This is a genomic window from Hymenobacter nivis, from assembly GCF_006439025.1.
Classification (GTDB): Bacteria; Bacteroidota; Bacteroidia; order Cytophagales; family Hymenobacteraceae; genus Hymenobacter; species Hymenobacter nivis_A.
This window is the reverse complement of the sequence record NZ_RCYZ01000008.1, coordinates 254,609-272,248: the sequence shown is the minus strand read 5'-3', so window position 1 is coordinate 272,248 and position 17,640 is coordinate 254,609. Positions and strand designations below refer to the sequence as shown.

Sequence of the window (17,640 nt, the reverse complement as noted above, 5' to 3'; positions counted from 1 at the left end):
AAGCAACAGCCGTTCCGCTAGCCAATTGGGCCAGTGGAACGGCTGTTGCTTTTACCAAGTATGGCTGGGGCCCCTACGGGCGCGGGGCACGCAGCGAGTCGGGGCGGGTGGCGCGCTCGTTGATGAGCTGGCGGGCCGTCACGTCTTTCTCGACGGTGATGTAGCCGGGGCGCTTGATGGTAGTACCGAAGATCTTCACGGTGGGGCGGATGGCAATCGTCACGCGGGTGGGCTGGCGGTTGCGGTCGGCCAGGCCCAGGGCAAAGTTGCCCACCGACTCCAGGCCGCCGTCGGCAATGGCCTTGCGCACGTCGGCGTTCACGGGCACCGTGGCGATGGCCGTGCTGTTGGGGCCCACTTCGATGCGCTGGGTGGTGGCGCCGGTGGCTACCTCGTTGCCGTCAAGCATAATCTTGTAATCCAAGGCGTTGAGGGCTGCCACCTCATTGTTGGGGTTGGTTACTTGCAGGTTCACGCGCATGTTCAGGGGCAGCGAGCCGGTGGCGTAGGCGGCCACGATGCGGGCGCGGTCGCCGCCGCTCAGGTCGGCCGCCGAGCGCACGTTGGTTACGTCCACGCCACCAAGCGTGGCCTGCTCGATGGATTGCAGCTTGAACTCGCACTCCTTAAAGTTTTTGCCTTCCTCCTTCTGTTGGTTGAGGCTGGCGCAGCTGCTGGCAAATAGCGCGGCCCCAAGCAAGGCGGCGGACAAATAGGGCCCCGAGAGCCGCGAAAACGAAAAAGTAGCCATGAGAAAATGGGTGGGAAGAGGATGAAATAAAAAGGGAAAGCAATTGAAAGCGAACCAAAAGGGCGTAAAAAAACGGCCTCTCCGAGCCGGAGAGGCCGTTCAACTACAAATCGTTAGGCCCGGACGACCAAGCGCTCATCGGGCGTGGCCTGGCGGCCACCGAAACCGGCGGCAGCGGCACCCAGCACCATGCCGATGAAGGCGAAAATGGCGGCCTTCGACAAGCCCGAAGCGGCGGCATCGCCGGCTTCGCGGGCCTTGAGGGCGGCGGCGTCCTTGGCTTCCTTCAGCTTGGCCTGGGCCTGCTTAGCGGTCGAAATCCAATTATCCACGATCTGCTCCGATTCGGCGCGGGTCTTGCCCGTGCGCTTCATCACCACGTTCACGGCGGCGTCGCGGTCGGCGGCGTTGCCAATGTTTTCGGCTTTCGAGGTCAGGTTGTCGATGAGCTGGTCGAAGTTATCGCCGGCACCCTCGGGGTTGGAGGCGCTTTGCTCGGCTTCGGCCTTGGCGGTGCGGCCGGCGGAACGGGCCTGGCCTTCGAGGGCCCCGGGCTGGAGCTCAGCTTTGCCGGTCTGGTTCAGCAGCTCGCGGGCTTCGCGCTTCACGTCGTTCAGGTCGATGCCCTGCTCTTTCAGCTCGCCTTTGATGGCTTCGCCGGCCCTGGGGGCCACGGCGGCAATGCCGCTGCCGGCGGCGGTGAGGGCCCGGCCGGCCACGCCGCCCACGCCGCTAATGATGCCGCCCACGGCCGTGGTGAGCAGGTAGAAGGTGAAGAGCGTCACCAGGCCCCAGCTCAGCAGGCCGTGCAGCAGGCCGTCCACGCGGCGCGGGGCCCCGGCTAAGCGGCCGGCCACCATGCCGCCCACGTACAGGGCCACCAGGGTGCTGATGCCGTACCAAATGATGGCGCCCGTGCCGAGGCCGCTCACCGGGTTTTGCTCCTGCATGGGGTCGATGGTGCTCAGGCCGATGCCGGCGCCGAGCAGGCCCAGGCCGAGCTGGGTAACCAGGGCCAGCAGGGCCCCGGCAAATACGGCGCCCCAGGAAATGCGTTTGTGCGGCGCGGCGTAGGCCGGTGCCAGTTGGGTGGGATAATCAGGGTTCATAACGAACGGTATGCGCAGGCAGTAACTGCTTGCTTATGGAAAAATACCTCGCCTTAGTGGCGAGGTTTGATGGAATGGGCCAGCTTACGCCGGCATCCCGGGATAGTTAATTTTTATCTTGGTAATCTCTCCGAATGCCACAATAGTCTGTGCCAAACTGCGTTGTTGCTGGCTCACCTTTACGCAGGGCCCCACGCCTGAGCACGCGCTGCGCCCCGCCCCGGGGCCCCACAGGCGCATGGGCCCCAGGCCGCCGAAACCGCCGGTCACATCTTTCCCGTTTTATCGTTTATCGTGGGCTATCGCTCACTGGTTCAGCACGATGCGGAACGTGGTGCCGCGGCCCATCTCGCTCCACTTCACGAAGAGCCGGCCCTCGTGGTAGTTTTCGATGATGCGCTTGGCCAGGGCCAGGCCCAGGCCCCAGCCGCGGCGCTTGGTGGTGAAGCCGGGCAAAAACACGCTTTCGAGCTTGTTTTTGGGAATGCCCTTGCCCGTGTCGGTGATGTCGACGGCCACCTGGCGGCCGGGGGCGGCGCGGCGGTACCAGCTGCGGCGCACCCGCACGCGGCGCAGGTGCAGCGTGATGGAGCCGCGGCCCTCCATGGCGTCCACGGCGTTTTTGCAAATGTTTTCCACCACCCAGTCAAACAGCGGCACGTTCACGCGGGCGGGGGTATCGAGCGGCAAGTCGGTTTCGATGGTGAACTTCACCTTTTTCGACACCCGGCTCTGGAGGTAGTCGATGGCGTTGCGCGTCACTTGCAGCAGGTTCTCGTCATTGAGCACCGGCACCGAGCCGATGTTGGAAAACCGCTCGGTGATGATTTCCAGCCGCCGAATGTCCTTGCCGAGCTCCTCGATGATGGGCTCGTTGGCAAAGCGCTCCGACTCGCGCAGGTAGCTTTGCCAGCCCACCAGGCTGCTGAGCGGCGTGCCCAGCTGGTGGGCCGTTTCTTTGGCCAGGCCCACCCACACGCGGTTTTGCTCGGAGCGCTTGGAGTAGCTGAAGGCGAAGTAGGCCATCACGGCCAGCGAGGTGATGACGCCGAGCTGCACCAGCGGGTAGGTGCGCAGCTGGGCCAGCAGGTGCGAGTCGTTGTAGTAGATGTAGTCGCGGGCCCCGGCGGCGTACTCCACCACAATGGGCTGGTGGCGCTCCTTCATCAGCGCCAACTCGTGGCGCAGGCGGGCCACCGAGTCGGCCGGGGCCAGGTGGGGGGGCAGGTCCACGTTGCGGGCCCCGCCGATGAGGCCCGCCTCGTTGGTGAAGATGATGGGAATCGTCTTGTTGACGTTGATGATCTGCTCCTGCACGAAAATGAGGCCGCCCTCCTCCTCCGTGTTCACGATGTAGCGCTGGGCCTTGGCGTAGAGCTGAATCTGCTCCTGCTCGCGCCGCGCCACCTGCCGCACCAAGATGTTGGTGTACACCACCGTGGCCGCCCCGATGAGCAGGGCCCCCACGGCCACCAAGATCTTCACGCGGGATTTCTGGTCGTAAATCGTAATCATTCAGGCGTTTAGTTGTTCGTTGCTCGTTGTCAGTTGTCAGCGGCCGTTGCGAACGTAATTCATGGCAAATAACTCATGCTTGCCCCTGCACCTAACAACTGACAACAACTAACTGACAACTAAGCCCCCACCAGCACGGCTTCGCTGCGGGCAATTTCGGCCATGATTTCGTACACCGCCTCGGGCGTTTCGGCTTCCACGAGGCGGGTGCGCCAGGCCTTGGCGCCCTCCAGGCCGCGGAAGTAGTGGGCGTAGTGGCGGCGCATCTCGAAAATGCCCACCCGGGGCCCCTTCCACTCCACGCTGCGGTCGAAGTGCATCTGGCACATGGCCACGCGCTCCTCCAGGGTAGGCGGGGCCAGCAGGGTACCGGTGGCCACGTAGTGCTTGATTTCGCGGAAAATCCAGGGGTAGCCGATGCTGGCGCGGCCCACCATCACGCCGTCCACGCCGTAGCGGTTTTTGTACTCCAGCGCCTTTTCGGGCGTCGTGATGTCGCCGTTGCCGAAGATGGGGATGTGGATGCGCGGGTTGTTTTTGATGCTGGCAATGAGGCGCCAGTCCGCATCGCCCTTGTAGAGCTGGGCGCGGGTGCGGCCGTGCACGGTGAGGGCGGCAATGCCCACATCTTGCAGGCGTTCAGCCACTTCTTCTACGTTTTTGGTACCCTCGTCCCAGCCCAGGCGAGTTTTTACGGTCACGGGCAGGTGGGTGTGGCGCACCACGGCGGCGGTCATGGCCACCATCTTGGGAATGTCCTGGAGCAGGGCCGCGCCCGCACCGCGGCAGGCCACTTGCTTCACCGGGCAGCCGTAGTTGATGTCGATGAGGTCGGGGCCCGCCTCGGTGCTGATGGCGGCGCACTCGCCCATCGTCTCCACGTCGGAGCCGAAGAGCTGGATGCCGATGGGCCGCTCGTAATCAAACACGTCCAGCTTCTTGCGGCTCTTGGCCGCGGCCCGGATGAGGCCCTCGCTCGAAATGAACTCGGTGTACATCAGGTCGGCCCCGTTGGCCTTGCACACGGCGCGGAAGGGCGGGTCGCTCACGTCCTCCATGGGCGCGAGCAAAAGCGGAAAATCGGGAAGCTGGATGTTGGGACCTATGTTGACCACGGGAATAGCGGGATTAGATTTGAACGTCGTGCTGAGCTGCTTCGACCAGCTCAGCACGACGCTCGCTCAAGCCTAAATTAAATCTGGGGTAAATTTACGACCTCCCGAACTTGCCCGCCGCCATGAAAGGTTTCCCCGCCCGCCCCATGCACCCGCTTTTGCAGATATTGGTGCTGGTGGGCCTGGCCTTCGCCGGCCTGTGCCTGGGCAGCTTTGTGGGCCTGGTGCTCGCCACGCAGGTGTACGGCTACTCGCTGGCCGGCTTCGCCCAAATTAGCGCCAACCCCGCCGGCAGCCCCCACGGCTGGGCCGCCCTCATGCTGCTGCAGGGCCTGTCGCTGGCCGGGCTGGGGGCCGGCGCGGCCCTGATGCCCGCCGTGGTGGGGGCCCCGTGGGCCGGCTACTTCGCCCCGCGCCGCCTGGGCAGCGCGGGCTGGCCGCTGGCCGCGGGGGCCCTCATCCTGGTTATTGTGCCACTCATGTCGGTGCTGGTGGCGTGGAACGCGGATGTGCACTTCCCCGCGTTTCTGCACGATTTTGAGCTGTGGGCCCGCGCCAAGGAGGACCAGGCCGGGGCCCTCACCAAGTTCCTGACGCAGTTCGGCACCGCGGGCCGGCTGCTGGTGGGCGTGCTCGTCATTGCCGTGGTGCCGGCCGTGGCCGAGGAGCTGGTGTTCCGGGGCGTCATCCAGCAGAACCTAGTGCGCTGGTTTGGGTCGCGGCACGCGGGCGTGTGGGCGGCGGCGGCCATTTTCAGCGCCATCCACTTCCAGTTTTTTGGGTTCGTGCCGCGCTTCGTGCTGGGGCTCGTGTTGGGCTACTTATACGAGTGGAGCGGCAACATCCTGGTGCCCATGGCCGCACACTTCACCAACAACGCCTTCCAATTGGTACTGCTGTACTTGGTGCAGCGCGGCGCCTTCGGCTGGAACACGGCCTTCGACCCCGACAGCACCGAGGCGCTGCCCTGGCCAATGGCGGTGGCCTCGGCGGTGCTGGCCGGCGCGCTGCTCTGGGGCCTGCGCCAGCGCATGGGGGCCCCGGACAGCCCGCGCCTCATGCGCACCGTCAGCCGCCAGGGCGTGGCCGTGGGCCCTGGCCAACCCATGCCGTAATTTGGCGTTCATTCCCTTGCCCTCCTTTCCCTCCCGCTTTTGAACCCCGACCTGCCCCCCGCCGACGCCCTGCCCCCCACCAAGCGCGTGCGCAGCAATTTGCGCCAGCGCGTCGTCTGGGGCAGCATTGCGGCAGTGTTGCTTATCGGCTGCACCTACGGGGGCCCTATTTCGTTCGGGCTGTTTTTTGCCGGGGTGCAGGCCGTGATGCTCAAGGAGTTCTACCGCATCATGCGGGCCGGGGGCTACGCACCGGCCAAGTGGATTGGCATCGTGGCGGGCACGTGGCTGTTCGGCATCACCACTGCTTCGCTGCTGCTGGGCCGGGCCCTGGCGCCCAGCTTGTTCGGCACGTTTGGCGGGCCGCCGGCCGGTGCCGGCTCCTTGGCCGGCAGCGCGGGCCTCGCCTTTGGCGTGGGCAGCAGCGCCTTCCACTTCCTGCTGCTGTTCCTAGGGCTGCCGGTGGCGCTGTGGCTGCGCGAAATCTGGATGTGGCCCGGCAACCAAAAGCCTTTCCAAAACATCGCCGTTACCCTCGGCGGGCTGCTCTACATCAGCTTGCCGATGAGTTTTTTGAGCCTGATTGCGCTCGACGGCGGCCGCTACGACCCGCGCCACGTGTTCTGCCTCATCCTGCTGGTGTGGGCGGCCGACACGGGGGCCTACTTCGCCGGCAAAAACTTTGGCAAGCACAAGCTCGCCCCCACCATCTCGCCGGGCAAAACCTGGGAGGGCTGGGCCGGCGGGGCCCTGCTGGCGCTGGTGGTGGGCTGGGCGTTCGGGCAGTTCGTGCCCGACATTCCGCTCACGCACCGGCTGGTGGCGGCGGGCGTGGTGGCCGTGTTTGGGCCCCTGGGCGATTTGGCCGAGTCGATGCTCAAGCGCAGCGCGGGAGTGAAGGATTCGGGCACGTTTCTGCCCGGCCACGGCGGGCTGCTCGACCGCTTCGACGCCTTTCTGCTGGTGCTGCCGGTGCTAGTTCTACTGCAATTATTGGCGGGGTAATTGCGGAGCGCCGCCGGGGCAACACGAAACTAACAATTGTTCGTATATGGGCCGGAGTCAGTACCTTCGCGCCGCAAAACGTTCCCTCCCACCCAATCACTCCTACTATTAACCCCCCTATCAACCATGGCCGCTACCGTTTATAAAGAACCCGCCCCGCTCCTCGACCGCGAAAACCCGCTGGAGTCGATGATGTCCCGCTTCAATGTGGCCGCCGAAATCCTCGGCCTCGACGAAGAAACCTACAACGTCCTCAAAACCCCGGACAAGCAGGTAATCGTGCACATCCCCGTGACGATGGACAACGGCAAGGTGCGCGTGTTCGAGGGCTACCGCGTCATTCACAACACGATTCTGGGGCCCTCGAAGGGCGGCATCCGTTACGATAAGAACGTGTACCTCGACGAGGTGAAGGCCCTGGCGGCCTGGATGACTTGGAAGTGCGCCGTGGTGGACATTCCTTACGGCGGCGCCAAGGGTGGCATCATCTGCGACCCGACCACGATGAGCGCCGGCGAGATTGAGCGCATGACCCGCGCTTACACGCTGGCCCTGAAAGACGTGTTTGGCCCCGACCGCGACATTCCGGCCCCCGACATGGGCACGGGCCCCCGCGAGATGGCCTGGCTGATGGACGAGTTTTCGAAGACCGTGGGCATGACGTCGTCGGCTGTCGTCACGGGCAAGCCCCTGGTGATGGGCGGCTCGCTGGGCCGCACCGAGGCCACCGGCCGCGGCGTGATGGTGGCCACCCTGGCCGCCCTCGAAAAGCTGGGCATGGAGCCCACGGAAGTTTCGGCCGCCGTGCAGGGCTTCGGCAACGTGGGCTCGTGGGCCTCGAAGCTATTATTTGACAAGGGCCTGAAAATCAAAGCCATCAGCGATATTTCGGGGGCTTACTGGAACGACAACGGCATCAACATCGACGAGGCCATTGCCTACAAGAACGCCCACGGCGGCCGCCTCGAAGGCTTCGCCGGGGCCGTGCCGATGGACGCCGACGAGCTGCTCGTGTCGGATGTGGACGTGCTGGTGCCCGCCGCGGTGGAAGACGTTATCACCGAGCACAACGCTCCCTACATCAAGGCCAAGCTGATTGTGGAAGGCGCCAACGGCCCCACGGCTGCCTCGGCCGACCCCATCATTTACGAAAAAGGCATTTCGGTGGTGCCCGACATTCTGGCCAACTCGGGCGGCGTGACGGTGAGCTACTTCGAGTGGGTGCAGAACAAGCAGGGCTTCAAGTGGACCGAGCAGATGGTGACCGAGCGCGCCGACCGCATCATGACCGATGCTTTTGAGAAGGTGTACGCCGTGAGCCAGAAATACAACATCTCGCTGCGCATCGCGGCTTACGTGGTGGCCATCGACAAGGTAGCCCAGACCTACAAGTTCCGCGGCGGCTACTAAACCATTGATTTTGACCGATTAACCGTGATTTCACTGATTTATCGGTCAATTTTATTAGTTGCCATTCCGCAAGCCATTATTGCTTGTTTTTCGTTGTAGCAAGAGGCACGGGCCGTTTGGTCCGTGCTTTTTCTGTTTCTGACCGTAATTTGTCCTGGCTGCCATTTCCAGCCGCCCTATTTTTTGCCTTGGTTAGCCTCGTTGGAAGCAGCGGAATCACGGCCGATCAGTCAAAATCAGTGATTTATGAAAGTACACAAAGAAGGCCGCCGCATCCTGTTCGTAACCATTTTGGTGCTGCTGGCCCTGAATTTGGCCCTTTATCAGTTCAACCGGGGGGCGGTGCTCTTCAACCGCATCTTCGCTGGGGTTTCGGTGGTGGCATTTTTGGCGCTGCTCCAGTTTTTCCGCAGCCCGTTCCGCCACCTCTTCACCCACGAAGACCTGCTGCTAGCCCCGGCCGATGGCAAGGTGGTGGTAATTGAGGACGTGTACGAGCCCGAGTATTTCGAAGACATGCGCAAGCAGATCAGCGTGTTTATGTCACCCATCAACGTGCACGTGACGCGCAACCCAATTTCGGGCATGGTGAAGTACTTCAAGTACCACCCCGGCAACTACTTGGTGGCCTGGCACCCCAAGAGCAGCACCCAAAACGAACGTACTACCGTGGTAGTGGCCAGCGACGCAGGGCCCCTGGTACTCTTCCGGCAGATTGCTGGAGCCATGGCCCGCCGCATTGTGTGGTACGTGAATGAGGGAGATGAAGTGAACCAGGGCGAAGAGTTCGGCTTCATCAAGTTCGGTTCACGGGTCGATTTGTTCGTGCCCATCGACGCCGACGTGAAGGTGGAGTTGGGCCAGAAAGTAAAAGGCGGCGAAACCGTAATCTGCCAATTAAAGGTCTGATTCGGGGCCCCCAGCAATTAACATATATCATAAGAAAGGCCACTCAATGAGTGGCCTTTTTTTATGCACATGTGTTACACGTTCAATCCGTTATTCAGGCAGAGGATTAGCGCCTTCGACCAGCAGGTGCGGTACGAATTCCGACAGATTGGTGATGAGCCCAGCCTCGCGGCGGAAGCCGATGGCGCAGGCCTCACCGGCCCAGAATACGCCGGCCTGGTAGCGGCGGCCCTGGGCATCGGTGGGCAGCTCGGCCCACCGCTGGTATAGCGTGGGTTGGTCGCCAAACTCGCCGGGCACTTCGGCGGTGGGGCGGCCGTCGGGGCCCACTTCAATTACGTTTTGGCCCTCACGGCCCAGCAGCGGCTTGCGCACGTGGTGGCCGGGCAGGGGCCCCAGGCTGGCTTCGAGTAGCAGCGGGTGGTGCGGAAACACCTCCCAAAGGCGGGCCAGCAGCGCCTTGCTCTGGAACAGCAGGGCGTAGGCCGGGTTGGCAATGACCACGTCGCGGGTGAGCAGCAGGTGGGTAAGGTCGGCGGTGAGGGCGGGCTCCTCATCGGCCAGGATTTCCCAGGGCACCAGCTTGAATAGGAAATCGAACCGCTGCCACTGCCCGGGCACGGTTTCGGCCCACACGCCGCGGTCGGCCCCGTCCACCGACACCTTCATATCATCCACCGAGCACACGTAGGTATCGGCGAAGCCGGCGGTGCGGACGGCCTCGGCCAGCACGCCGCAATTGGCTTCGTCCTCAGCGCTGCCGGGCAGGTGCACCAGCAGCAAGGTGGCCTGGCGGTCGTGGTTGAGACCGCGCCAATGGCGAAACTGGTCTTCAAGGCACTCGAAAAGGCCGTTGGCCTGGCGGTCGTCGCCCGACTGGCCGGCGGCCACCAGGCTAGCCCACTGCACCACGGCGGCCTCGGGCAAACCGGTGGCGGTGTCGGCGTTGAATTCTAGCAGCTTGGGGCCCTCGGCGGTGAGGGCCAGGTCGAAGCGGCCGTAGAGGTGCCAGTGGCGCTCGTCGTTCCAGGAGTGGCGCACGGCTTCCCACAGGTTGGGCGCGATGGCCAGCTGCTGCAAAAACGCATCGGGGATGGGGTCGGGAATGGCGGCCACCAGCATGTCGTAGAGCGTGTCGGCGGCCTGGAGCAGCGTTTCGGCATCGGCCTCGGCGAGCTGCACGGCTTCGCGGGCCACGTAGTTTTGGCAGGCGTCTTCCAGGGCCCAATCCCAGCCCAAGGCGCGCACGGCGGGCGATACGTCGCCGGTGAGGGAAAGCAGGTTTATCATTTTCAGTTGAGCCTAGAATTGGGCTTATTGTAATGCTCTAACGAAACGCCATGCCGAGCGCAGCATTTCTCCCGCAGCAATAGTCAATGAATTAGTTACGCGGGAGGTCCGCTGCGCTCGGCGTAACGTTCATCTAACTAACTACGTCGAAGCCGGGGCCCCCAGCGGCATTACCCCCCAAACCCGCGGAAGCCGCCGCGGCTGCCGAAGCCACTGCTGCGGCCGGCCGGGGCGCTGCTACGGAAGCTGGGCCGCGGCGAGGAGCGCACCGTGGAGCCGCTTTCCTGGATGCCGGCGTTGGCCGAGGTGCGGCCCCCGCTGAAGCCCCGGCCGAAAAAGCCGCGGCCCTGGTCTTGGCGCTCGCGGGCCACGTTGGCGCGCCAGTTTTGGTTTTGCTGAAGCAGGCCGGGGTTGGCGTAATAGCCGGGGTTGGGCGTCATGTAGCGGCCGGCCATGTAGCCGATGCCGCTCCACATAAGCACGTTCATCAGGCCGGAATTTTGGGCACGGTTCTCGGGGTTTTGGCGGCTGTAGTCCTGCATCTGGCGTTGCAGGGCCTGGCCCTGGAGCGTGTCCACCTTGCCATCGAAGTGGTGCAGCACGGCGGCCACCTCTTCCTTGCCAGCGGGGCGCTCGGCGGTGATTTTCCACTCACCAGGCTTCACCTCGGTCATTTCCGTGACGACGCCCTGGCTGTAGGTTTGGCCGCTCCAGCTGCCATCGGCGCCGTTGTTGTCGGCGCGGCGGCCATCGTCGCCCGAGCAGGCGGGCAGGCTGAGGCCGAGGCTGCTGGCGGCGGCCACCAGCAGCACGTTGCGGCGCCAGTCGCCGAGGGAGTGGAAGTGTTTTTTCATGGCGGCGGAAAGGGAAAAGACCGGCACCGAAGGTATTGCATCGGGCCCAAAAACCGCCGCGCCAGCCGCGCCAGGGGCCCCGGCAGGGCCAGCAGCACCCAGCGGCATGCCGTAGTATTAGCTCTTATAAAGCCTCTGTTTTCCTCATAACTTCTTCATCATTAAACCTTCACCCGTTTGCAGCATCTTTAAGGAAAACTCCGCGCCTACTCTCCCACGCGCTTATGAACCGCCGTGCTTTTTTTCCACGCCCCGGGGCCCCAGCAGCTGCCGCTCGACCTGGCCGGCCTCGCCGCGGGGGCCTACTACTGCCAGGTGCGCGAGGGCAGCAAGGCCAGCTCGCGCATTCTGGTGGTGGAATAAAGCAGGGCCACAACCCCGGTTCGGCGGGCCCGTAGAAGGAAATTGTGGGCCCCGCCGGGCCGCCTCACCCGATCCTTCTACCCGTTTTGCCCTAACCCCATGGCCTCCGACGACATCGACATCCAACTCGAAAAAATTATGCCTGAAGACCTCGTGCGCACCTTCGAAAGTGCCTACCACGTGTTCCAGGGCAAAACCGAGCACATGGACGACCTGCTGCAAAACGGCGGCATCCTGCTCCGCAAAGCCGCCCGAAAGTTCACCTCCACGCAGCTGATTTTAGGCATTGCCGCCGTGGCCGCCGTGGCCGTGGTGCTCATCAGCCGCAACGACGACTAAGCAATAGCGCACCGCTATTGCACAGGCGCGGGCCCCCAACGGGGCCCGCGCTTTTTTGTGGGGCCCCACCGAGGCAAGTGGGGGCCCCATGTGGGCAGCGAATCCGGCACACCGACCGTTTGCTTAACTTGCTGCCTTATGAAAAATTTGTTGCTGGCCGCCGGCTTACTGACCCTGGCTGCGCCTTCCTTGCCCCTTTTCTCCGTGCCGACGACCCACTTAACCGCGCCCGCCTTGGCCGCCGACCCCAACACCACCGACGAGGTGCCCCAGGACCACAAGCTCATCATTTACCAAATGATGACGCGGCTGTTTGGCAACAAGGTGGCCCTGAACAAGCCCTACGGCACCCTGGCCGAGAACGGCTGCGGCAAGTTCAACGACATCACCGACAAGGCCTTGGACGAGATTAAAGCCTTGGGCGCTAGCCATGTGTGGTACACTGGCGTGATTGAGCACGCCACCATGACGGACTTTTCGGCCCACGGCATTCCGGCCGACGATGCCGACGTGGTGAAGGGCCGCGCCGGCTCGCCCTACGCCATCAAAGACTACTACGACGTGGCCCCCGACCTGGCCGTGGTGCCGGGCAACCGCATGGCCGAGTACGAGGCCCTCATCCGGCGCACCCACGCCCACGGCCTGAAGGTGCTGATGGACTTCGTGCCCAACCACGTGGCCCGCTCCTATAAGTCGGACGCCAAGCCCGCGGGCGTGGTGGACCTGGGCGCCACGGACGATAAAACCAAGGCTTTTGGGCCCCAGAACAACTTCTACTACCTGCCCGGCCAGGCCTTTGTGGTGCCCGCCGGCTACAACCCGCTGGGGCCCCTAAAAGGCCCGCGCGAAGACGGCAAGTACGCCGAAAACCCTGCCAAGGCCACTGGCAACGACGTGTTTTCGGCCGCGCCCAGCGTCGACGACTGGTTCGAGACCGTAAAGCTGAACTACGGTGTGGACTACCAGCACGGCCGCGCTATGCACTTTAGCCCCGTGCCCGATACGTGGAAGAAGATGCGCGACATCCTCGTGTTCTGGGCCCAGAAAGATGTGGACGGCTTCCGCTGCGACATGGTGGAAATGGTGCCCGTTGAGTTCTGGGCCTACGTCATCCCGGAGCTGAAAAAGGTGAAGCCCGGCCTCGTGTTCATCGGTGAAGCCTACAACAACAAGGAGTACAAGACCTACCTCGAAAAAGGCCACTTCGACTACCTCTACGACAAGGTGGGCCTCTACGATGGCCTGCGCCGGCTGATGCGCAACGAGGGCAACACCGACGACCTCACGCACGTGTGGCAGCAGGAAAGCCGCGGGTTCTCGTCGCACATGCTGCGCTTTTTGGAGAACCACGACGAGCAACGCATTGCCAGCAAGGACTTTTCTACCGACCCGCTGCGCGCCGTGCCGGCCATGACCGTGACGGCCACCCTGGCCTCAGGCCCCGTAATGCTGTACTTTGGGCAGGAAGTGGGCGAGCCTGGCCGGGGCAGCGAGGGCTTCAGCAGCGAAGACGGCCGCACCACCATTTTCGACTACTGGGGCGTGCCCGAACACCAGAAATGGCTGAACCAGGGCAAGTGCGACGGCGGCAAGCTGAGCGCGGAGCAGCGCAAGCTGCGCGACTTCTACAAGCGCCTGCTCACGCTATCCAGCACCAGCGACGCTATTCGCCGGGGCCGGTTCTACGAATTGCAGGACGCCAACAACCTGGGCAAGCAGTACAACCAGCGCCACCTCTACGCCTACCTGCGCTACACCAACCAGCAGCAGCTGCTGGTGGTCGTCAACTTCAGCCCCGACAAAGCCTACAAGCCAGGCCTCACCATCCCGGCCGCCGCCTTCCAGGCCATGGGCATCTCCAACACGGCCCAAGCCACTTATACCTATACCGATTTGCTGAACGGCGGCGAGCCCTTGCAAGTCCTCAACGAAGTGCTGGAGCCCCTTTCGGCCCACATTTACGAGATAAAGCGCAAGTAGCCCAACCGAGCTACCCAGAATAAAGGGAATGTGCTGTGCAGCACATTCCCTTTTTCAGTTTAATCAACCGGCGATAATGGCCTCTGCCACCTGGCGGCCGGTGGCCAACGCCGCGTTCAGCGACGGGTAGGCGGCCCAGTCGCCGCAGCGGTAGAGGCCCTCGGCCAGCCGCAGGGGCTGCTGCACCGGCAGGCCGGCGGGGTAGGCGGGCAGCGCGTGCGCGATGCGGTAGGAGCGCAGGTGCCGCCACTGCCGGGCCGGGGACCCAAACCAGGCAATAAGCTCTTCGTGCAAGCGCCCGGCCAGCGCCGCCTCCGAGAGGCCGGTGTCGCCGTGGGTACTTACCGATACCAGGGCCCTACCGGCCGGGGCATAGGCCGGGGCCACATCGGCGGGGAAACTCACGTTGTGAGCCAAAGCCCCCGGCTTGGCGTTGAGGCGCAGCAGGCCATCGCCGCGGCCCGGCGCGGGGCCCTCGGCCACAAAATACGTGTTGGTGGTGAGGCGGCTACCGGGGCTGGGGGCCCCAGCGGCGGGCAGCAGGCGCGCCAGGGCGGGGCCGTCCACGGCCAGCACCACGGCCGTAGCGGCCAGCGTTTCGCCCGAGGCCAGGCGCACGTAGGGGCCCTCCAGGGCCGCCACGGCCGTGTTGAGTTGAACGGTGCCGGCCGGCAGGCGGGCGGCCAGCTGCTCGGGCAGCTGCTGCATGCCCAGGGCCGGCACTGCGGCTTCCCCGCGCACAAACTGCTGGAACACAAACTCGAAAAAGTTGCTGGCTGTGCCCAGGCTGCGGTCGAGAAACACGCCACCGAAAAACGGCCGGAAGAAGTTATCGATCATGGCCTCGCTCCAGCCGTAGCGGCGCAGGAAGCTCAGCGTATCGGTGCCCGGGCGGGCCAGCAGCTCCTCCGGCGTGTGCTGCTGCACGCGGCGCACCAGGCCGAGGATGCGCAGCTTATCGGCCAGGCTGCCGATGGGCGAGGCCAGCGCCGAAAACGCCGCCAGCGGCCGCTGCAATGGGTTTTGCAGCGTGGTTTCGGTGCCATCGGGCAGCTGGATGACGGCCCCCGAGCGAAACGCCCGCAGGCCGAGGGCCCCGTAGTCGAACACGCGCCGGGCCTCGGGGTAGTCCGTCAGCAGCACCTGGAAGCCGCGGTCGAGCAGGAAGCCATCGGGCGTGGCGTCGGTGCGCACGCGGCCGCCCACGGCGTCGGCCGCATCGAGCACGCGCACGGCGCGGCCGGCGCGGTGCAGCCAGGTGGCACAAGCCAGGCCGGCCATGCCGGCCCCAACGATAACAACGGGAGCAGAAGAGTCAACAGTCATGGCCCGAATTAACTCCAAACCGGGCCCCAAGGTTGGGGCGGGCGGCGCGGGCCGGAGGGGTTGGCATTTGTTTAAATAATAGAAACCTACTAGTTTTGAATATAAGCAAAAAAGGATAGCTAAACTATTTTTTATCAAATAATTAGTTTCACTTCCGGTTCCGCTTATCTAGTTTACTAAACGATAAATCCAACTGCTTTCAAACTCCCCTCTCTACCTCTCAATTATTTAAAAAATGAATCCAACTATTCTTCGCTTACCGACGATTTTTCAAACCACGGTTCGCGTGGTTAACGAAGCCCTTGAGCGCGGCGGGCTGTTTGCGCTCAAAACGGGATTGCGCGCCGCGCCCATCGTGCTGCATTTGCCGGCGCACTTCAAGCTCAACCGGCTCATGAACAGCCCCAGCCTGCAGGCGCTCGTCAAGCACCAGCCCCGGCTGGGCTACAAGTACCTGGGCAACTACCTGGCTAACAATCTATCGCGGAACGCCCGCCTGGGCATCCTGTACAACCACTACGACTACCTGGCCCGGCAGGTGCAGGGCAGCTTCTTTGCGTCGCTGCTCACCGGCGTCCCGCTTTGGCAGGATTGCCGGGCAGAGGACGGCGTGATGAGCATTCAGCTCACTTTTCCCAGTGGCATCGACTTTGAAGGCGACCTGGCCCTGACCTTTGCCCACAACGGCGTGCCGCTCTACAACATTTCGTTTGTGGTGGCCCCGGGCCGGTACGTGCGCAGCCCCAAGGCCCAGGTGCTGTTCGTGAGCCGCATCCAAGGCACGCGCAACTTTGAGCTCATTCGGCAGTGCACCAAAAGCTGCCACGACATTACCCCCGCGGCCCTGCTCATCAGCGCCCTGCAAGGCGTAGCCGCCGCCCTCAACATCAACACCTTAGTCGGCATCAGCACCGAAGAGCGCCTATACGACACCATTACTTTCGATTACAATTCGTTCTGGGAATCGTTCCAGGCTGAGCGCACGCCAGAAAATCTATTCTTTCTGGGGCTGCCACTGGTCAAAACGCCCATCGAACTCATCAAAGGCAAGCGCCGCGAGCGCACCCTACGCAAGCGCCAGTACAAAGACGACGTCTGCGAAGCCGTTCGCCAGGGCTTCACCAGCCACTTGCTGGAGCAGCAGGCAGTGCTGAACTAGGCCCTGGCTACAGATGCGATTAGATGCAAAGGGTATAAGCAAGACTTTGGAAGAAGGTGCTACGCGTATCATCCGTAGAGGCCAACACCGAACTCGCGCTTATACCCTTGTATCTCCTCGTAACTCAAGTCGCGGTGCAACAAGAAGGTGGGGCCATCCTGGCGGTACTCTTTCACCTTCACCTTACGCAAGTACCAGCGGTACAATTCTGTCCGCAACTGCTGTTGGGCTTGCTCCGTGAGCACGGCAAATTGGTAGGCTTGCCCGTCGTCGATTTGAATGAAATTATCGGTGCCACTCGCCCGAGTGCGCGCCAGGTATTCCCCTTTGAATCCTTGGTACGTCAGCAAAACAACGGTTGCGGAGTCCAATGGGTAATGGATTTGCTGCTTGTCGATTGACAGCATTAACGCTTCATCAAAGCAGAGCAACTGCCCGGCCTTTACAACGGTAGGCCAAGCACTCCTTGTTTTGGCCATTACCGCCACCCACAATAAAAACGCGCCCACTGCCGCCAGCTGGGGCCCCAAGCCGAGCGCGACCAATGGGTAATACACCAGCAAAACAGCGAAACCCGCCCAGCGCAGCCAGCCGGCTTTTGCTGGATGAACCCGGTTGAGCGCTAGCACCAGCCGGGCCCCGGCGGGGCTCAGAACAGCTTGGGCATCTTGTGCTCCTTCCACTTCTTGCGGGTCTTCATGGTCCAGAACTCGGCCACGCCGCCGCGCTCCAGGCTGAGCTGCCAGGCCCCCATTTGCTGGCCCAGGCGGTAGCCGGTGGCCTGGTCCTGCGGGTACTTTTGCTGGATGAGGGCGTAGTCGGCCGGGGCAATGTCGCGGCCCACGGTGCCGTGGCAGCGCAAGCACAGGGTATTGCTCAGCACGATGGGGCGCTGGTAGAAGAATACTTCCGGCGACTCGCGGTGCAGGGTGCGGGTGGTGTCGGTCTGCATTTCGGCGGCCAGCAGAATGGCGCGGTGGGCGGGGTCGCGGGGGCGGGTGCTCACGCGGCGGGCGGTGGCGTGCAGCGTGCGGGCCAGCGAATCGATGGCGGGGTAGGTTTCGGGGCGGCACAGCGGCAGGGCCCCCGCCACGCCGCCGGTGGCCAGCGCCCGGGCCAGGGTGCGCCGCAGCAGCGTGTCGGCGGTGGCCGTGAGCGAGTCGCCGGCCCAGCGGGTGGCGTGGAGCAGGTCGGCGGGCATGATGCGCTTCACCACCCAGTTCTCGGCCTCGATGCCGATGCGCTTGTGGTCTTTGAGGTGCTCAACCTGGTCGGGGCGGCAGGCGGCGGCGGCCAGCAGGCCCAGCAGCAGGGCCCCGCGCCGGGCGGGCCGGCCAAAAGTAAATGAAACGAGCGTGGCCATAATGAACGGGCAATATACCCCAGCAACCCGCCGTTGG

The 17,640-nt window shown here is 63.6% G+C and carries 17 protein-coding genes; 8 read left to right on the top strand and 9 right to left on the bottom strand.

The window, feature by feature from the left end; genetic code table 11:
- Nucleotides 1-73 precede the first annotated feature (73 nt).
- The 4 genes from EAH73_RS18645 to dusB form a co-directional block, all read right to left on the bottom strand.
- Entirely contained in the window at nucleotides 74-751 is a 678-nt protein-coding gene (locus EAH73_RS18645; RefSeq protein WP_140468939.1) for an LEA type 2 family protein, read from the bottom strand.
- Nucleotides 752-864: 113 nt separating this feature from the next.
- Entirely contained in the window at nucleotides 865-1,860 is a 996-nt protein-coding gene (locus tag EAH73_RS18640; protein WP_140468938.1) for a hypothetical protein, read from the bottom strand.
- Between the two features lie 306 nt (nucleotides 1,861-2,166).
- Nucleotides 2,167-3,375: an ATP-binding protein gene (locus EAH73_RS18635; RefSeq protein ID WP_140468937.1), complete on the bottom strand. Its 1,209-nt coding sequence runs from the start codon at nucleotides 3,373-3,375 to the stop codon at nucleotides 2,167-2,169.
- A 119-nt stretch (nucleotides 3,376-3,494) separates the two neighbouring features.
- Nucleotides 3,495-4,490, bottom strand: a complete 996-nt coding sequence (gene dusB, locus EAH73_RS18630; RefSeq protein ID WP_140468936.1) for a tRNA dihydrouridine synthase DusB — start codon at nucleotides 4,488-4,490, stop codon at nucleotides 3,495-3,497.
- Nucleotides 4,491-4,612: 122 nt separating this feature from the next.
- Here dusB and EAH73_RS18625 point away from each other — a divergent pair, with 122 nt between their 5' ends.
- From EAH73_RS18625 to EAH73_RS18610, 4 genes are all read left to right on the top strand, one after another.
- Nucleotides 4,613-5,605 carry a CPBP family intramembrane glutamic endopeptidase gene (locus EAH73_RS18625; protein WP_140468935.1) on the top strand — a complete coding sequence of 331 codons (993 nt, stop codon included), beginning with the start codon at nucleotides 4,613-4,615 and terminating at the stop codon, nucleotides 5,603-5,605.
- Between the two features lie 39 nt (nucleotides 5,606-5,644).
- The gene (locus tag EAH73_RS18620) at nucleotides 5,645-6,610 is read left to right on the top strand and encodes a phosphatidate cytidylyltransferase (protein WP_140468934.1); all 966 of its coding nucleotides are present in this window, start codon (nucleotides 5,645-5,647) and stop codon (nucleotides 6,608-6,610) included.
- 126 nt (nucleotides 6,611-6,736) lie between these two features.
- A complete protein-coding gene (locus tag EAH73_RS18615; RefSeq protein ID WP_140468933.1) occupies nucleotides 6,737-8,020 on the top strand; it encodes a Glu/Leu/Phe/Val family dehydrogenase in 1,284 nt (427 codons plus the stop codon).
- Nucleotides 8,021-8,266: 246 nt separating this feature from the next.
- Entirely contained in the window at nucleotides 8,267-8,929 is a 663-nt protein-coding gene (locus EAH73_RS18610; RefSeq protein ID WP_140468932.1) for a phosphatidylserine decarboxylase family protein, read from the top strand.
- A 90-nt stretch (nucleotides 8,930-9,019) separates the two neighbouring features.
- On the opposite strand, the gene EAH73_RS18605 is transcribed toward EAH73_RS18610, so the two are convergent.
- Nucleotides 9,020-10,219, bottom strand: a complete 1,200-nt coding sequence (locus tag EAH73_RS18605; RefSeq protein WP_140468931.1) for a glutathionylspermidine synthase family protein — start codon at nucleotides 10,217-10,219, stop codon at nucleotides 9,020-9,022.
- Between the two features lie 170 nt (nucleotides 10,220-10,389).
- Nucleotides 10,390-11,073 (bottom strand): hypothetical protein, encoded by a 684-nt coding sequence (locus tag EAH73_RS18600; RefSeq protein WP_140468930.1) that lies wholly within the window; start codon nucleotides 11,071-11,073, stop codon nucleotides 10,390-10,392.
- A gap of 234 nt (nucleotides 11,074-11,307) precedes the next feature.
- Between EAH73_RS18600 and EAH73_RS23920 the strand changes: the two genes are divergently transcribed.
- From EAH73_RS23920 to EAH73_RS18590, 3 genes are all read left to right on the top strand, one after another.
- Nucleotides 11,308-11,436, top strand: a complete 129-nt coding sequence (locus EAH73_RS23920) for a hypothetical protein (protein ID WP_262711094.1) — start codon at nucleotides 11,308-11,310, stop codon at nucleotides 11,434-11,436.
- A 99-nt stretch (nucleotides 11,437-11,535) separates the two neighbouring features.
- Entirely contained in the window at nucleotides 11,536-11,775 is a 240-nt protein-coding gene (locus EAH73_RS18595) for a hypothetical protein (protein ID WP_140468929.1), read from the top strand.
- Between the two features lie 138 nt (nucleotides 11,776-11,913).
- A complete protein-coding gene (locus EAH73_RS18590; protein WP_140468928.1) occupies nucleotides 11,914-13,755 on the top strand; it encodes an alpha-amylase family protein in 1,842 nt (613 codons plus the stop codon).
- Between the two features lie 63 nt (nucleotides 13,756-13,818).
- Here EAH73_RS18590 and EAH73_RS18585 read toward each other — a convergent pair whose 3' ends face one another.
- The gene (locus EAH73_RS18585; RefSeq protein ID WP_140468927.1) at nucleotides 13,819-15,081 is read right to left on the bottom strand and encodes a protoporphyrinogen/coproporphyrinogen oxidase; all 1,263 of its coding nucleotides are present in this window, start codon (nucleotides 15,079-15,081) and stop codon (nucleotides 13,819-13,821) included.
- 286 nt (nucleotides 15,082-15,367) lie between these two features.
- On the opposite strand from EAH73_RS18585, the gene EAH73_RS18580 reads away from it, so the two are divergent.
- Entirely contained in the window at nucleotides 15,368-16,240 is an 873-nt protein-coding gene (locus EAH73_RS18580; protein WP_161599603.1) for a DUF535 family protein, read from the top strand.
- A 68-nt stretch (nucleotides 16,241-16,308) separates the two neighbouring features.
- On the opposite strand, the gene EAH73_RS18575 is transcribed toward EAH73_RS18580, so the two are convergent.
- Both EAH73_RS18575 and EAH73_RS18570 read right to left on the bottom strand, forming a co-directional pair.
- The gene (locus tag EAH73_RS18575) at nucleotides 16,309-16,869 is read right to left on the bottom strand and encodes a hypothetical protein (protein ID WP_140468925.1); all 561 of its coding nucleotides are present in this window, start codon (nucleotides 16,867-16,869) and stop codon (nucleotides 16,309-16,311) included.
- 20 nt (nucleotides 16,870-16,889) lie between these two features.
- Nucleotides 16,890-17,603: a DUF3365 domain-containing protein gene (locus tag EAH73_RS18570; RefSeq protein ID WP_140468924.1), complete on the bottom strand. Its 714-nt coding sequence runs from the start codon at nucleotides 17,601-17,603 to the stop codon at nucleotides 16,890-16,892.
- Between the last annotated feature and the right edge of the window lie 37 nt (nucleotides 17,604-17,640).

Coding starts and splice junctions, on each gene's coding strand:
- EAH73_RS18645 (WP_140468939.1), bottom strand. CDS start 751: ATGGCTACTTTTTCGTTTTCGCGGCTCTCGGGGCCCTATTTGTCCGCC.
- EAH73_RS18640 (WP_140468938.1), bottom strand. CDS start 1,860: ATGAACCCTGATTATCCCACCCAACTGGCACCGGCCTACGCCGCGCCG.
- EAH73_RS18635 (WP_140468937.1), bottom strand. CDS start 3,375: ATGATTACGATTTACGACCAGAAATCCCGCGTGAAGATCTTGGTGGCC.
- EAH73_RS18625 (WP_140468935.1), top strand. CDS start 4,613: ATGAAAGGTTTCCCCGCCCGCCCCATGCACCCGCTTTTGCAGATATTG.
- EAH73_RS18615 (WP_140468933.1), top strand. CDS start 6,737: ATGGCCGCTACCGTTTATAAAGAACCCGCCCCGCTCCTCGACCGCGAA.
- EAH73_RS18610 (WP_140468932.1), top strand. CDS start 8,267: ATGAAAGTACACAAAGAAGGCCGCCGCATCCTGTTCGTAACCATTTTG.
- EAH73_RS18605 (WP_140468931.1), bottom strand. CDS start 10,219: ATGATAAACCTGCTTTCCCTCACCGGCGACGTATCGCCCGCCGTGCGC.
- EAH73_RS18600 (WP_140468930.1), bottom strand. CDS start 11,073: ATGAAAAAACACTTCCACTCCCTCGGCGACTGGCGCCGCAACGTGCTG.
- EAH73_RS18595 (WP_140468929.1), top strand. CDS start 11,536: ATGGCCTCCGACGACATCGACATCCAACTCGAAAAAATTATGCCTGAA.
- EAH73_RS18590 (WP_140468928.1), top strand. CDS start 11,914: ATGAAAAATTTGTTGCTGGCCGCCGGCTTACTGACCCTGGCTGCGCCT.
- EAH73_RS18585 (WP_140468927.1), bottom strand. CDS start 15,081: ATGACTGTTGACTCTTCTGCTCCCGTTGTTATCGTTGGGGCCGGCATG.
- EAH73_RS18570 (WP_140468924.1), bottom strand. CDS start 17,603: ATGGCCACGCTCGTTTCATTTACTTTTGGCCGGCCCGCCCGGCGCGGG.